Source organism: Methylobacterium planeticum (assembly GCF_008806345.1).
In the GTDB taxonomy this organism is placed as follows: Bacteria; Pseudomonadota; Alphaproteobacteria; order Rhizobiales; family Beijerinckiaceae; genus Methylobacterium; species Methylobacterium planeticum.
The window spans coordinates 115,790-131,111 of record NZ_VZZJ01000002.1; the positions used below are offsets into that span (position 1 = coordinate 115,790).

Below are 15,322 nucleotides of genomic sequence, written 5' to 3' on the forward strand. Positions count from 1 at the left end.
CGCCCCGGCGAACCGGGACGCCCCAAGGTCCTGCGCTCCCGTCGATCCGCTCAGCGGGTGCGGCGCGCCAGCCAGCCGAAGCTGAAGGCCGCGGCCGCCACGAGGAGCAGCGTCGCCGTCTTGTTCTCCTCGGCCTGCCGCACCACCGCCCGTCCGCGATGCACGGCCTCGTCGCGGTAGCGCTGGCCGCGCTCGCGGGTCCCGTCGGCGAGCGCCCGGCCACGCTCGCGCGCCTCGTCGATCAGGTGCTCGCCGTCGCGGCGCAGGCCGCGCGCGGTGTCGCGGGCCTGCCCGTAGGTGTACTGGGCCGCGCCCGCGACCTGGTCGATCGCGCCGTCGACCTGGGACATCGGATGCCCCGCCACCGCGCCGACGGCGGTCTTGGCGCGCCCGCGAATGTGGCGGATTCCGCCCTCGATCCGATCCCTGTTCATGCTCCAAACCTCATTCTTCGAAGGACCGAAGGCCGGCAGCGCCGGCCTTCCTGGCCCGGCCTTCCTGACTCGGCCTGCGGGGCGGGCTGTGGGCCCGCCATCCGCACGCCGTCACCGTCGCGCGGCCCCGGCGGGCCGCTCCGGGTCGTCCGGGCTCAGATCTTCTTGACCGCGTCGGCCGCGCTCTGGGCCGCGTTCTTCACGCCGTCCTTGGCGTTGCCGACGGTCTTCTGGGCTTCGCCCTTCAGCTCCTGGGCCTTGCCCTCGGCCTGCAGCTTCTCGTTTCCGGTGGCGCTGCCGATACCCTGCTTGACGTTGCCGACCGCCTCGTTGGCGAGGCCCTTGATCTTGTCGGTGGTGCTGCTCATCGGAACTCTCCGTGGGTCGTTGCTGGAATGATCGGCGGGCACGAAGCGTGACCGCTCGCTCTCGGCAATTCTGAACGGCGCGCTCCCCCGAATGTTCCGGTGTTCACGAAGCCTTGAGCGAAGCGCAGGCGGGCACGGCACCGACTTGCTGCGGCGCATGACTGGGTTTTGTCGAGACGACCCGCACCCGGGGCTCAAATTTTTCCTGCTGCCTTTCCAAAAATTTTGCGCAGGACTTGAGCGCCTGACTTCGGCAATGCTCCCCGAATTCAAATCAGGTTCGTGGCATATTGAGTACCACGACGAGGAAGCGATCCGAGGACGCCTTCGCATGACCCCGCACGCCGTCGCTGCCCCACCCGGCCCGCCTTTTGCCCGCGACGACGCCCGGGCGCCCGGCCACGGCGGCCGGCGCCGTCCCGGCCTGCTCGGCCAAAGGGGAGGCGGACGGAGGGTCTTCGACCCGGCCCCGGACCTCGCAACCCTGTTTGGCGTCCCGGCGCCGTGCGTGCCGAAGCCGATGCGGGCCCGGCAAGCGCCGGCGCAATTCCGCAGGGGGCGAGCCCGGGCGATCGAGACCGGCGGGATCGGACGCCCGATGAACCGCCTCGACTGAGGCACCACGCCGGTTCGACGCCTCGGTCGCGGGCGGATCGCCGCCGCGGCGGAAGTCGCGTCCAAAGCGAGCTGGTCCTCCTCAGGCCGACGGGGCGGTGCGCCGCCCGACACCGCAGCAAGCCTCCGGAGCCCGCGCTCCATCACCGGGTTTCCCAGAGAAGGACGGTATCCATGAGTATCGCGATCGTCGGCGCCGGCGCCATCGGCGGCCAACTCGGCGTGAAGCTCGCCCATGCGGGGGAGCAGGTCACCTTCATCGCCCGCGGCGCCAACCTCGCGGCCATCAAGGCCGACGGCATGCGCCTCATCGACGAGGACGGGACCGCGTATCACGCCCGGGACGTGCGGGCCACGAGTTCCATGAAGGAAGCGGGGGTGCACGAGGTCGTGATGCTCACCGTCAAGGCGCATCAGGTCGGACCGATCGCCGAGGACCTGCGCCACATGATCGGCCCGGACACCGTCGTGCTGCCCCTGCAGAACGGCATCCCGTGGTGGTACTTCGCCCGCGGGCACGGCGGCCCCTTTGCCGGCACGCAGCTCGAGACGGCCGATCCGGGCGGCCTGATCGCCAGGAATCTCGATCCCGCCCAGGTGATCGGCACGGTGGTCTATCCGGCCGCGATCCTGACCGAGCCCGGAACCGTCAAGGTGGTGGAGGGCCAGCGCTACGGCCTCGGCGAGATCGACGGGACGAGGAGCGAGCGCGTGCTGAAGCTCGCCGAGCGCCTGACCCGGGCCGGCTTCAAGGCCCCGGTCTTCGAGGACATCCGGGCCGAGATCTGGCTCAAGCTCTGGGGCAACCTCAGCTTCAACCCGGTCTCCGCCCTCACCCACGCGACCCTCGTCGACATCTGCCAGTTCCCCGACACCCGGGCGCTGGCGCAGGCCATGATGGAGGAGGCCCAGGCCATCGCGAACACGCTCGGCATCGCCTTCCGGGTCGGCATCGACCGCCGCATCGCGGGCGCCGAGAAGGTCGGGGCGCACAAGACCTCGATGCTGCAGGACGTCGAGGCCGGCCGGGCGATCGAGCTCGAGGCCCTCGTCGGCTCCGTGATCGAGCTCGGGCGCCTGACCGGGACGCCGACGCCGCATATCGATACCGTCTACGCCCTGATGCGGCTCCTCGCCCGCAGCCTCGAGACGCGGAACGGCCGCCTCGCCATCCAGTCCGCCTGACGGCGCCCGCACGCTCGCCCGAGGGCCCGCCCGCGGCCCGCCGGGGGCCGGGCCGTCAGATCTCGATCTCGGTCCCGACCTCGACCACCTGGCGGGTCGGGACGCAGAAGAAGGCGCCGGTGCGCTCGCCGTTGCGCTGCATGAAGGCGAAGAGCTTCTCGCGCCAGTCCGACATGCCCTGATGGTCGTTCTTCGGGATGATGGTCTCGTGCCCGATGAAGACCGTGAGATCGTCGATGAAATGTTCGGGCAGGAGCCCGCTCCGGACCGCGCAGGCGAGCCCCTCGGGGATCGAGGCGTCCTGCATGAAGCCGTAGCGGAGCGTCAGCCGGTAGAAGTCCGGCGCGATCTGGCTGATCTCGGCGCGCTCGGATTCCGGAACCGTCGGGCTCTCCTCGTAGAGCGCCGTCACGATCAGGATGCGCTCGGTCAGGGCGTGGCTGCGCTCGACGAAGCGCGACAGGTGGAGCGGGATGCCGTGGGTGGCCGCCGACAGGAAGGCGGCGGTGCCGGGCAAGCGCACCGGCGGGTCCGCCCGCAGCCGGGCGAGGAAGACGTCCTCGGGCAGGCGCAGCGCCGCCCGCGCCTCCTCGACGAGGGCGTTGCCCTTCTTCCAGGTCAGCATCATCAGGGCGACGAGGCCGGCGAGCACCAGCGGAAACCAGCCGCCCTCGAAGAGCTTCACGCTGTTGGCGCCGAGGAAGACGAGGTCGATCACGAGGAAGAAGCCGTTGAGTGCCACCACCGCCACGGGGTTGTAGCCCCATTTCAGCGCGATGAGGGCGGCGAGCAGCGTCGTGATCGCCATCAGGAGCGAGACCGCGATGCCGTAGGCGCCCGCGAGGGCATCGGAGGAGCCGAAGATCACCACGGCGGTCAGCGTCGCGATGGCCAGGAGCCAGTTCACCACCGGCACGTAGATCTGCCCGCGCTCGTCCTGCGCCGTCTGGATGATCCGCATCGTCGGCAGGAAGCCGAGCTGGATCGATTGCTGGGTGAGGGAGAACACCCCCGAGATGATCGCCTGCGAGGCGATCACGGTGGCGAGGGTGGCGAGCCCGATCAGCGGATAATGCGCCCAGTCCGGCGCCAGCCGGTAGAACGGGTTCTCGATGGCGTCGGGCTCGGCGAGGAGCACGGCGCCCTGCCCGAAATAATTGATCATCAGCGCCGGCAGCACGAGGGCGAACCACGCGATCCGGATCGGCTTGGCGCCGAAATGCCCGAGATCGGCGTACATCGCCTCGCCGCCCGTCACCGCCAGGAAGGCCGCGCCGAGCATCGCGAAGCTGACATGCCAGCCCGCATGGGTGAGGAAGTCGACCGCCCGCCAGGGATTGGCCGCCGCCAGGATCTCCGGATGGTGGATGATGCCGCCGAGGCCGAGCAGCGTCAGCACCACGAACCACGCCAGCATCACGGGCCCGAAGATGCGGCCGATGAAGGCGACGCCCTTGCTCTGGACCAGGAACAGCCCGACCAGGATCACGAGGGTGATCGGCACCACGTAGTGGCCGAGGCCCGGCGCATCGACCTTCAGGCCCTCCACCGCCGAGAGCACCGAGATCGCCGGGGTGATGGCGCCGTCGCCGTAGAGCAGCGCCGCGCCCACGAGACCGACGACGAGGAGGAGCGCCTGCCAGGTGCCGGGCTTGGCATGGCGGGCGCCGAGGAGCGCCAGCATCGCCACGATGCCGCCCTCGCCGCGGTTGTCCGCCCGCAGGATCAGCACCGCGTACTTCACCGAGACGATGATGATCAGCGCCCACAGGATCAGCGAGACCGCGCCCATGACGGCGGCCGGCTCGGCGGCGCCCGCCCCCGGGCTCGCCGCCCGCACCGCCTCCTTGAAGGCGTAGAGCGGGCTCGTGCCGATATCGCCGTAGACGACGCCGAGGGCGCCGAGAAGCAGTGCCGGCCGCACGCGGCCTCTGCCGTGCTGAGCGCCCTCCCCCGCCCGGGGTTCGACATGGCTCACGGCTGGTACTCCGGTGCGGCGGGCAGGCCGGGCGTGATCGCCCGCCGTCCTGACTTGGCTGTTGGGCGGGAAGGTAGGGGGAGCGCGGGTGCCGTCCAGGGGCCGGAGCCCGCCGCGCGCGACGAAACCGCGTCGGTTTCAGGGGGCGCGCGGGACCGCCCCGGCCGCGGCGTCCCGGACCAGCCGCGCCAGGGTCCCGGGGCAGTCCGCGCCGCGCCGGAGGCAGGCGACGGGCGCGCCGGCCCGGCGCGCGATCGCCGCGGCCACGGTCTCGGGGGGCGTCGGGGCGTCGGGGCTCTCGCTGACCGCGATGGCCGCGAGGGGCACGCCGTGCGCCCGCAGGGTCTCGACGGCGGTGAGGGCGTGGCTGATCGCCCCGAGATAGCTGCCCGAGACGAGGAGGGCCGGCACCCCGAGCGCCGCCAGCCAGTCGAGGCCGGTCGCCTCCCGGGTGATCGGGCTCATCAGGCCGCCGACTCCCTCGATCAGCACCAGGGTCTCGGGCTCGGCCGCCGCGACGGCGGCCCGGCACCATGCCAGGAGATCCGCGAGGTCGAGGCTCCGCCCCTCGCGGGCGGCGGCGAGATCGGGCGCGAGGGGGGCGGCGAAGCGCCAGGGCGAGCAGGCCTCGACCGCCTCCGGCGTCAGGGCCAGCCCCTGCGCGGCGAGCAGCCGGCCGGTGTCGCTCGCCGCGAAGGTCGGGTCGCCCACCGGCGGCACCCCGCTCGCGAGGGGCTTCAGGGCCCGCACCGCCTCGCCCCGTGCCCGCAGGCGCCGGGTCAGGGCCGCGGTGACGTAGGTCTTGCCGATCTCGGTGCCGGCCCCGGCGATGAAGAGCGCCCGCGTCATGGTGGACCTGGTTGTGCCGCCGGCATCACGCGCCCCGGCGGGGGGCGGCCCCCGGGGCGGGGACGGCCCCCGGGCGGGTTCGGTGCCCCGGAACGCGGAAGGGCGCGCCGGGCGGGCCGGGCGCGCGCTCGCGGCCGCGATGATCGCCCGCGCTACTTCTCGACGAAGGCCTTCTCGATGACGTAGTGGCCGGCCTCGCCGTGGTTGCCCTCGACGTAGCCGCCGTTCGTCAGGAGCTCGCGGGTGTCGCGGATCATCTCCGGGCTGCCGCAGAGCATGAACCGGTCCGCCTCGACGCTCATCCTGGGCAGGCCGATATCGGCGAACAGCTTGCCGGAGACCATCAGGTCGGTGATGCGCCCGCTGTTGCGGAACGGCTCGCGCGTCACGGTCGGGTAGTAGATCAGCCCGTCCCGGATCGCCTCGCCCAGGAACTCGTGGTTGGGCAGGTCCTGCGTGATCGTCTCGCCGTAGGCCAGCTCCGAGATCTGACGGCAGCCATGGACCAAGACCACCCTCTCGAAGCGCTCGTAGGTCTCCGGGTCCTTGATGATCGACATGAACGGCGCCAGGCCGGTGCCGGTGCCGAGCAGGTAGAGGTGGCGGCCCGGGAGCAGATTGTCGAGGACGAGCGTGCCGGTCGGCTTCTTGCCCACCATGATCGGGTCGCCGACCTTGAGGTGCTGCAGCTTGCTCGTCAGCGGGCCGTTCGGCACCTTGATCGAGAAGAACTCCAGTTCCTCCTCGTAATTGGCCGAGACCACCGAGTAGGCCCGCAGCAGGGGGCGGCCCTCCACCTCGATGCCGATCATCGTGAACTCGCCGTTGCGGAACCGGAACGACGGATCCCGGGTCGTGCGGAAGGAGAACAGCGTGTCCGTCCAGTGATGGACCGACAGAACCCGCTCCTCGTTGTACTTGCTCATCGGTGAAGGTGTCCCGAATCTCACGGCCTTTTGCGGCGTCTTCTCGCACCTGCGGCGGTCCCGTCAAGGCATGGCAGCATCGCAGGCGCGGGTTGTCTCTATTGTCTGGAACGAGTCTTAATTCTTGGAACGATGGGCTTCTCGGCCCGGCCGGATCCTCGGCCCGAGCGATGACCGCCGATCAGAGCGGCTTCAGCCCGGCCTCGATCTCGGCCCGGCGCGGCTCGAGGAAGGGCGGCAGGGCGAGGCGCTCGCCGAGCGTCTCCAGGGGCTCGTCGGCGGTGAAGCCGGGGCCGTCCGTGGCGATCTCGAACAGGATGCCGTTCGGCTCGCGGAAGTAGAGGCTGCGGAAGTAGTAGCGGTCGATCGGCCCGCTCGAGGGCACCCGCCGGATCTTCAGGCGGTCGGCCCAGGCGCCGTAATCCGCGTCCGGCACCCGGAAGGCGACGTGGTGCACGGCGCCGGCCCCCTGGCGCCCCGGGGCGGAGCGGTCGTGCATCAGCTGCAGCTCGGCGGCCGGGCCGCCCGCCCCCATGCTGAACACCCGCACGGCGCCCTCGGGCAACTCGAAGCTGCGCGCGTGGTGCATCCCGAGCACGTCCGTCAGCACGGCCTCGGTGCGCTCCGGCCGGGCCACCGCGAGGCGGACCGGCCCGAGCCCGCGGATCTGGTGCGCCTCCGGCACCGGGCTCTGCGCCCACGGGTGCGCCTCCCCCTGGCCGCCATCGTCCACGAGGCTGAGGCGCTGGCCCTCGCCGTCGGTGAAGTCGAGGGTGAGGCGCCCGTCCCGCGCGATCGGTGGGGCATGCTCCACGCCCTGGCGGGCGAGGTGCTCGCGCCACCAGTCGATCGCCGCCGCGCCCGCGACGCGCAGCCCGGTGCGGGTGATGCTGTTGCTGCCGCGCTGCTCCGGGGGCGCCGGCCAGTCGAAGAAGGTCAGGTCGGTGCCGGGCGCCGCGACGCCGTCGGCGTAGAACAGGTGGTAGGCCGAGACGTCGTCCTGGTTCACCGTCTTCTTGACGAGGCGCAGGCCGAGCACCCGGGTGTAGAAGGCGAAGTTGTCCGCCGCCCGCGCGGTGATCGCCGTGAGGTGATGGAGTCCGGTCAGGTTCATCGCGCGTCTCCGGTGCGGGGCCCGCCCCACAGATGGGTCGCGGGCGCGGCGGAAGGGTCCGGCGCCCCGGGCCCGCCCGAAGGCGCGCCGGACCGCCGGTGCGATGCGGCGCAGGCTTGGAAGCGCGGACGGCCCCCGGAAGCCGGGGGCCGGCGCCGTCAGAAGGCGGTGGGGCGTCCGGCGGCGACCACCAGCATCTTGCCGTCCGCGAAGGTGCGGCTCGCCGCGCGGCGGATATCGGCCTGGGTCACCGCCGCCACCATGTCGTTGCGGCGCGCGATGTAGTCCATCCCGAGCCCCTCGAAGGCGATCTGCACCAGCTGGTGGGCGATCTTGGTCGAGGTGTCGAAGCCGAGGGCGTAGGAGCCCGTGAGGTAGTCCTTGGCCTTCTGCAGCTCCTCGTCGTCCGGCCCGTCGGTGATCAGGCGGCCGATCTCGTCGCCGATCACCGCCAGCGCCTCGCCGACCCGCTCGTTCTTGGTGGCGGTGTAGCCCCAGGTCATGGCCGCGGCCCGGTGGCTGACGAGGGAGGTGCCGACCGAGTAGGCGAGGCCGCGCTTCTCGCGCACCTCCTGGAACAGGCGGGAGGTGAAGGCGCCGCCCCCGAGCACGTGGTTGAGCACGTAGGCCGGGATGAAGTCGGGGTCGCGCCAGGGCACGCCGGCCATGCCGAAGCGGATCACCGATTGCGGCACGTCGAGATCGACGACGACCCGGCGGCCGAGGTCCTGCACCGTGGTGCGGGGCACGGCGCGCAGGGGCCCGGCCTCCGGCAGGGCGCCGAAGGAGCGGTTCAGGGCCTCGGTGAGGCGGGCGGAATCGATGGCGCCGACGGCCGCCACCTTCACGGCGCCGCGACCGAGGATCTGCGCATGCATCGCCACGAGGTCGTCGCGGGTGATCGCCGTGATGCTCTCGAGGGTGCCGGAGGAGGGCCGGCCGTAGGGGTGGCCCACGAAGGCTTCCTTGAAGAACCGGCGCGAGGCCATCACGCCGGGGTCGTTCTGCTGGTAGCGCAGGCCCGCGATGGTCTGGGCCCGCACCCGCTCGACGGAATCGGGATCGAAGCGGGGCTTGGCGAGCGCCAGCGCCAGGAGGTCGATGGCCTCGTCGGCGTGCTTGAGCAGCATCTTCAGCGAGCCGCCGACGGCGTCGGGCCCGGCGTGGAAGCTGAGCTCGATCGCCCGGGCGGCCAGGCGCTCCTGGAAGGCGTCGGAGGGCAGGTCGCCCGCGCCCTCGTCGAGGAGGCGCGCCAGCATCTGGGCGCACCCGGCCTTGCCCTCCGGATCCTGCGCCGCGCCGCCCTCGAAGGTGAAGGCCAGGGCGATCATCGGGACCACGGGGGATTCGACGTGCCACGCCTCGATGCCCCCGACGGTGGCGACGGGTTGCGCCTGGGTCGGGGAGGTCGCGGTGCGGGTGGCAGTCTCGGCCAAGTTCATGGGAACCTCTTTGTTCTTGTGCGGAGCCGCGGCTGGAGCCGCGGGCCGGTCCTCTCGTCCCGGGGCGCGGGGCCCCGGATCGGCGCCCCTACTCGGCGGCGAGGGCCCGCGGCGCGTCGGGGTCGCGGGTCTTGATCAGGTAGCCGGTCACGGAGCGGGCGGGCGTCAGGTAGCGCTCGGCCGCGGCCGCGAGGCGCTCCTTGGAGACGGCCTCGATGTCCGTGGGCCAGCGGCGCACCTCGTCGATGGTCTCGCCGATGGCCAGCGCCGAGCCGTAGATGCGGGCGAGCGAGGACTGGCTGTCCGAGGAGTAGACCGTCTCGGCCACGAGGCGGGTCTTGGCCCGCTCGATCGCTTCCGAATCCAGCGCCTCCGCGGGGGCGCGGCGCAGGATCCGGTCGAGCTCCTCCTCCAGGCGCTCCAGGCTGACGCCCTCGGCCGGCACCGCGTAGACGGAGAAGCGGGTGTCGTCGATGGCCGAGCCCATGTACCAGGCGCCCGCATTCACCGCGAGGCCGAGCTCCATCACGAGCTTGCGATAGAGGTAGGAGGTCGCGCCCCCGCCCAGCACCTCGGCCAGCAGCTCGAGGGCGTGGCACTCGCCGTCCCGCGCCGTGATGCAGGAGGGGGTGAGGTAGAGGCGCTGCAGGGTCGGCTGCTCGACCTTCGGGTCGGCGACGCTGAGGCGGCGCAGGGCCTTGGGCTCCGGCTCCCGGGCCCGGATGCGCAAGGGGCGGGCGCCCTGCGGGGTGACGTGCCCGTAGGTCTCCTCGGCGAGGCGCCGCACCGCGTCGGGGGTCACGTCGCCGGCCACCACCAGGATGGCGTTCTCGGGGGTGTAGAAGCGCTTGTAGTAGTCGAGGGCGTGCTCGCGGTTCAGCTCCTCGATCTCGTGCATCCAGCCGATGATCGGGATGCCGTAGGGGTGGTGCACGAAGAGGGAGGCCGCCATCGCCTCGGAGAGCTGGGCGGAGGGGTCGGTCTCGACCCGCATGCGGCGCTCCTCCAGCACCACGTCGCGCTCGGGGGCCACCACGGCATCGTCGAGGACGAGGCCGGTCATGCGGTCGGCCTCGAACGACATCATGGTCTTGAGGTGGTCGCGGGCGACGCGCTGGAAATAGGCGGTGTAGTCGTAGGAGGTGAAGGCGTTCTCCTGGCCGCCGAGGCCGGAGACGGCCTTCGAGAAGGCGCCGACCGGGTGCGTCTCGGTGCCCTTGAACATCAGGTGCTCGAGGAAGTGCGCGATGCCCGAGCGGCCGAGCGGATCATCGGCCGAGCCGTTGCGGTACCAGATCATGTGGGTCACGACCGGGGCGCGGTGGTCCGGCACGACCACGACGTCGAGGCCGTTGTCGAGGGTGAACGAGGAGACCTCCGGGCCGCCAGCCTCCGAGCGCCCGAAGGGCGCGGCGTCCAACCGGCCGGCATGCGCCGTGTGGCTGGTCGGGAAGAGGGCGGGCGTGGCCTTCCTGAAAAGATGCATACCGTTGTCCTTGGTGCGGCCCCTCTGTCGAGACCCGTCCGTTTCTGGCTCATGCCCTGAGGCCGAGGCTCCCGGGGGAACGCTCAGGCCGGGCCGGTTCCGACCCCGGGCAAGTCTCGTACCGGGGCCGCCTGACGCGCGGTCGAGGCCCGGCGCGTCAGCGACCCTGCCCCCGTAGATAGGCACCCGGATCCGCTTCTTCCCGTTCGCGGCTCGCATTGTTGATCGGATCGCTGTTCGTGGTCACGACCTTGCGGGGGGCCTTGCGATATCCGGTCGGGGGTTGGGTGAGGGTATCGCGGGTGGGTTCGACGATGGAGGGCTCGCTCTTCGTCTCCCCGACGCCGCGCATCAGCTCGAGCGGATTGACCCAGAAGGAATCGCGGTTGTTGTCGCCGGGCTTGCGCTCGGGGGCGGTGGGGATCTGGGCGTCGGCGCGGCGGCCCGAGCGCATCTCGTCGATGGAGGCCGTGGCGTTGTTGTCGTTGTAGCGGCCCTGCATCTGGCTGCCGCGGGGCAGGCGGCGCTCGGCGTCGTCGCGCTCGCGCTGCACCACTTCGGGCTCCTTCGGCCATTGCGGCGAGGCGGCGCGGGGGCGCGGCGGCGGCAGGGCCTTGCCGTCGAGCTTGGGCGGCATCACCAGCGGGGGACGCTCGTGGTAGTTGATCGCGGGCTGCTCCTTCTCGAGGAGGCCGAGGTTGCTCAGCGTGTCGCGCATCAACTCGCCGCGCTGCTGCGCCTGGACCGGCCCGGCAGCCAGCAGGCCGAGGCTCGAAGCGAGGAGGATCTGGCGATACCGGGTCATGGCGCCCCACAGGTTCCAGCCGGGCCCGGGCCTCGCCGTCGAGGTCCTCGGCGATCGCCCGTGCGAGGCGACCCGATCCGACCCTGTCGGCCTGATCCCGGTTTCAGGCGATCGTATGGCGCCTTGACCGCGCTGCACCAGCCATCGGCGCCGAGTCTGCGCCGATGTGGTTTACGCATCACAGGCGCGAGACATTCTCGGGCGGCGGGCTTTTGCCCGGAACCGGGCCGTCCGGCCGCTCGGGCTCCGCCCCGCGCCCCTCCGGCATCAGGCTGTCGAGGATGAGCCCGATCACCCCCGCCACGATCGCCGCGTCCGCGACATTGAAGACGTACCAGGACCAGGTGCCCGCGTGCAGGTGGACGAAGTCGAACACGGCGCCGTAGGCCGCCCGGTCGATGGCGTTGCCGAGCGCCCCGCCGGCGATCAGCCCGAGGGCGAGCCCGAGCAGGCGGGTGCCGGCCCGGCGCATCCAGAGCCCGAGCCCGAGGGCGGCGGCCAGCGACAGGGCGACGAGCAGCCAGCGCCCGAGCCCGCCCTCCTGCTGGAACAGGCCGTAGGACACGCCCCGGTTCCAGACGACGACGAACTCGGCATAGGGCCCGAAGCGCCAGGGCTGCGTCAGCACGAGGTCGGTGCCGAGGTAGAGCCAGAGCTTCGAGGCCTGGTCGAGCGCCAGCGTCGCCAGGAGGCCGGCCAGGCCGAGGCGGAACGGCGTCATGGCCGCGGCCCTGGGGCGCGGATGCCGGTCGGGTGACGTCCCGTCATCCTGAGAGACCCGCGGGACGCGGAGGCCTGCCCGCGATCCCGGATCGCGGGCGGACGCCCGGGGCGAACGCTCCGGAGGCGAACGCTTCGGGTGAGGCAGCGCCTGTCGTGCATGTCACGGCGCGGCGGAGGCCGCGGGCCGGGCCGCGTCCCACTCGCGCAGGGCCTTGGCGTCGCGCGGGGTCACGTCGGGATAGTCGGCATCCATCCCGACATCCGGGGTGACGCGCCAGGAGCGGGCGCATTTGCGCCCCGGCGCCGGGGCCGGCACCACGGCGACGCCGCGCACGTCGTCGAGGCGGAAGGCGTCGGCCGGTCCCTCGCCCGCCTCGACCCGGATCGCCGAGGTGATGCAGACATCGGCGAAGTCGACGCCGTCGAGGGCCCCGAGCAGGTCGGCATCGCTGACATAGACGGTCGGCGCCGCCTCGAGGCTCGCGCCGATGCGCTTGGCCGCCCGCTCGATCTCGAGGGCCCCGGTGACGACCCGGCGCACGCGCCGGATCTTGTGCCAGCGCTCCGCCAGCGGCTCGTCGCGCCAGGTGACGGGGGTGTCCGGCAGGGTCTCGAGATGGACCGAGCCGTCCTCGGACGGGTAGCGGTCGAGCCAGGCCTCCTCGGCCGTGAAGGCGAGGACCGGCGCGAGCCAGATGGTGACGCGCCGGAAGGTCTCGTCGATGACCTGGAGCGCGGCGCGGCGCGCCTTCGAGGAGATCGGATCGCAGTAGAGCGTGTCCTTGCGGACGTCGAAATAGAAGGCCGAGAGGTCGCCCGTCATGAAGCCGTTGAGGAGCGCCACCACCCGCTTGGTGTCGAAGCCGCGATAGGCCTCGCGGATCTCGGAATCGAGCTCCGACAGGCGGTGCAGGATGAAGCGCTCCAGCTCCGGCATGTCGGAGGCCGGCACGTCGTCGCCGGGCACGCGGTGCGCCAGCGAGCCGAGCATCCAGCGCAGGGAGTTGCGCAGCTTGCGGTAGGTCTCCGCGAAGGTCTTGATGATCTCCGGGCCGATGCGCAGGTCGTCGGAATAGTCCGAGGCCGCCACCCAGAGGCGCAGGATGTCGGCGCCCGAATCCTTGATGACGTTCTGGGGCGCGACGACGTTGCCCTTCGACTTCGACATCTTCAGCCCCTTGGGGTCGAGGACGAAGCCGTGGGTGAGCACGATGTCGTAGGGTGCGCGCCCCCGCGTGCCGGCGGATTCGAGCAGCGAGGACTGGAACCAGCCGCGGTGCTGGTCGGAGCCCTCGAGGTACATCACGGTGTCCCCCCCGCCGTCGCGCCTGCGCCGGACATTCGCCAGCCCCGGAAAGGCCTCCGGATCGTCGAGCACGAAGGCGTGGGTGGAGCCGGAATCGAACCAGACGTCGAGGACGTCCGTGACCTTCTCGTAGGCGCCCGGGTCGTGGTCGGGGGCGAGGAAGCGGGCGCCGTCCGGATCCGTGAACCAGGCATCGGCGCCCTCGGCCCGGAAGGCCTCGACGATGCGGGCGTTCACCCGCTCGTCGCGCAGCACCTCGCCGCTGCCCCTGGCGACGAAGACCGTGATCGGCACGCCCCAGGCGCGCTGGCGCGAGACCACCCAGTCCGGCCGGTTGCCGACCATGCCGTTGATGCGGTTCCGGCCCTGCGGCGGCACCCATTGGGTGTCCGCGATCGCCCGCATGGCGACCTCGCGCAGGGTCTGGTCGCCGAGCGCCGCTACCGGCTTGTCCATCGCGATGAACCATTGCGGCGTGTTGCGGAAGATCACCGGCTTCTTCGAGCGCCAGGAATGCGGGTAGCTGTGGCGCAGCACGCCGCGCGCCACGAGGTTCCCGGCCTCGGTCAGCGCCGCGATGACGGCCTTGTTGGCGTCGCCCTTCTCGCCCTTATGGTTAAGGACGAGTTTTCCCGTGAAACCGGGGGCCTCCTCCGTTAACGCCCCGTCGGCATCCACCGTGTAGGGGATGCGGGTGTCGATGCCGCGCTGGGCGAGCGCCCGGCCGCTCGCCATCCAGATCTCGAAATCCTCGCGGCCGTGGCCCGGCGCCGTGTGGACGAAGCCGGTGCCGGCCTCCTCCGTCACGTGCTCGCCGTCGAGGAGCGGGACCTTGAAGTCGTAGCCCGGCACGTGCCCGCCGAGGGGATGCGACAGGGTCAGGTCCCCGAGGCTCGCGGCGGGGACGTCCCGCACGCGCTCGAAGGCCGCGACGCGGGCGGCCCCGAACACCCCGGCCGCGAGGGCGTCGGCGAGCAGGAAGGTGTCGCCGACCTTGGCCCAGTTGTCCGCGGCCGCCTGGGTGACCCGGTAGAGGCCGTACGCGACCCTGCGCGAATAGGCCACCGCCCGGTTGCCCGGCATGGTCCAGGGGGTGGTGGTCCAGATCACCACGCGCGCACCCGCGAGGTCGCCCTCGGCGCCCTCGCGGATCGGGAAGGCCGCGAAGATGGTGTCGCTGACGTGGTCCTCGTACTCGACCTCGGCCTCGGCCAGCGCCGTCCGCTCGACCACCGACCACATCACGGGCTTCGAGCCGCGGTAGAGCTGGCCCGTCATCGCGAAGGTCATGAGCTCGCGCGCGATCGCGGCCTCGGCCGGGAACGCCATGGTGGCGTAGGGGTGGTCCCAGTCGCCGGTGCCGCCGAGGCGCTTGAACTCCTCGCGCTGCACGTCGAGCCAATGGGCCGCGAAGGTCCGGCATTCCTGCCGGAACTCGATGACCGGGACCTCGTCCTTGTTCTTGCCCTTGGCGCGGTACTGCTCCTCGATCTTCCACTCGATCGGCAGCCCGTGGCAGTCCCAGCCCGGCACGTAGTTGGCGTCGTGCCCGAGCGCGCCCTGGCTGCGCACGATCACGTCCTTCAGGATCTTGTTCAGCGCCGTGCCGATGTGGATGTTGCCGTTGGCGTAGGGCGGTCCGTCGTGCAGCACGAATTTCGGCCGGCCCGCGGCGGCGGCGCGGATGCGGCCGTAGAGGTCGATCCGGGCCCAGCGCCCGAGGAGGAGCGGCTCGCGCACGGGCAGTCCGGCCCGCATCGGGAACTCGGTGCGCGGCAGGAACAGGGTCTGCGAATAGTCGCGGGCCGCGGGGGCGGCGGCGGTCTCGGGGGTCGTGGCGGTCATGGATTCCGGCAAGGTTCGCGCTCGTCGCGGGTCATCGAGGCCGGCAGGTCACGCCGGCGGCGTCGCACTCCCGGCATCCGCTCGGCCCGCGCCAGCGCGGGCCCTCACACGGAGGCCGGGCCCGTAATTCGAATGAGGCGGCGCAGGCCGCGCGGATCGCAGACGTCGCGCATGGGAGGCGCTTCTAGCAGCGGCCCGGGCCGGGCGCCAGCGCGCAGACGCCGTCGCGCATTCACCACGCCGCCG

Annotated in this window: 12 protein-coding genes; 1 reads left to right on the forward strand and 11 read right to left on the reverse strand. The window is 71.9% G+C overall.

Going from position 1 to position 15,322, the window contains the following annotated elements:
* Window positions 1-50 precede the first annotated feature (50 nt).
* Both F6X51_RS02445 and F6X51_RS02450 read right to left on the reverse strand, forming a co-directional pair.
* Window positions 51-434 (reverse strand): CsbD family protein, encoded by a 384-nt coding sequence (locus F6X51_RS02445; protein ID WP_150961625.1) that lies wholly within the window; start codon window positions 432-434, stop codon window positions 51-53.
* Between the two features lie 155 nt (window positions 435-589).
* On the reverse strand, window positions 590-802 hold the full coding sequence (locus F6X51_RS02450; RefSeq protein WP_150961626.1) for a CsbD family protein: 213 nt from the start codon (window positions 800-802) through the stop codon (window positions 590-592).
* Between the two features lie 789 nt (window positions 803-1,591).
* Between F6X51_RS02450 and F6X51_RS02455 the strand changes: the two genes are divergently transcribed.
* On the forward strand, window positions 1,592-2,602 hold the full coding sequence (locus F6X51_RS02455) for a 2-dehydropantoate 2-reductase (RefSeq protein ID WP_150961627.1): 1,011 nt from the start codon (window positions 1,592-1,594) through the stop codon (window positions 2,600-2,602).
* Window positions 2,603-2,657: 55 nt separating this feature from the next.
* On the opposite strand, the gene F6X51_RS02460 is transcribed toward F6X51_RS02455, so the two are convergent.
* From F6X51_RS02460 to ileS, 9 genes are all read right to left on the reverse strand, one after another.
* Window positions 2,658-4,526: a potassium transporter Kup gene (locus F6X51_RS02460; protein ID WP_246696602.1), complete on the reverse strand. Its 1,869-nt coding sequence runs from the start codon at window positions 4,524-4,526 to the stop codon at window positions 2,658-2,660.
* A 192-nt stretch (window positions 4,527-4,718) separates the two neighbouring features.
* Entirely contained in the window at window positions 4,719-5,429 is a 711-nt protein-coding gene (bioD, locus tag F6X51_RS02465) for a dethiobiotin synthase (RefSeq protein ID WP_150961629.1), read from the reverse strand.
* A gap of 152 nt (window positions 5,430-5,581) precedes the next feature.
* Window positions 5,582-6,355: a ferredoxin--NADP reductase gene (locus F6X51_RS02470; protein ID WP_150961630.1), complete on the reverse strand. Its 774-nt coding sequence runs from the start codon at window positions 6,353-6,355 to the stop codon at window positions 5,582-5,584.
* A gap of 181 nt (window positions 6,356-6,536) precedes the next feature.
* Window positions 6,537-7,469: a ring-cleaving dioxygenase gene (locus F6X51_RS02480; protein ID WP_150961631.1), complete on the reverse strand. Its 933-nt coding sequence runs from the start codon at window positions 7,467-7,469 to the stop codon at window positions 6,537-6,539.
* Window positions 7,470-7,627: 158 nt separating this feature from the next.
* Window positions 7,628-8,911 carry a M16 family metallopeptidase gene (locus tag F6X51_RS02485; protein ID WP_150961632.1) on the reverse strand — a complete coding sequence of 428 codons (1,284 nt, stop codon included), beginning with the start codon at window positions 8,909-8,911 and terminating at the stop codon, window positions 7,628-7,630.
* A gap of 88 nt (window positions 8,912-8,999) precedes the next feature.
* Entirely contained in the window at window positions 9,000-10,397 is a 1,398-nt protein-coding gene (locus F6X51_RS02490; RefSeq protein ID WP_150961633.1) for a M16 family metallopeptidase, read from the reverse strand.
* 157 nt (window positions 10,398-10,554) lie between these two features.
* Complete coding sequence (locus F6X51_RS02495) at window positions 10,555-11,202, reverse strand: hypothetical protein (RefSeq protein WP_150961634.1); 648 nt, start codon at window positions 11,200-11,202, stop codon at window positions 10,555-10,557.
* 178 nt (window positions 11,203-11,380) lie between these two features.
* A complete protein-coding gene (gene lspA / locus F6X51_RS02500; protein WP_150961635.1) occupies window positions 11,381-11,923 on the reverse strand; it encodes a signal peptidase II in 543 nt (180 codons plus the stop codon).
* 162 nt (window positions 11,924-12,085) lie between these two features.
* Window positions 12,086-15,076, reverse strand: a complete 2,991-nt coding sequence (gene ileS / locus F6X51_RS02505) for an isoleucine--tRNA ligase (protein ID WP_150961636.1) — start codon at window positions 15,074-15,076, stop codon at window positions 12,086-12,088.
* Between the last annotated feature and the right edge of the window lie 246 nt (window positions 15,077-15,322).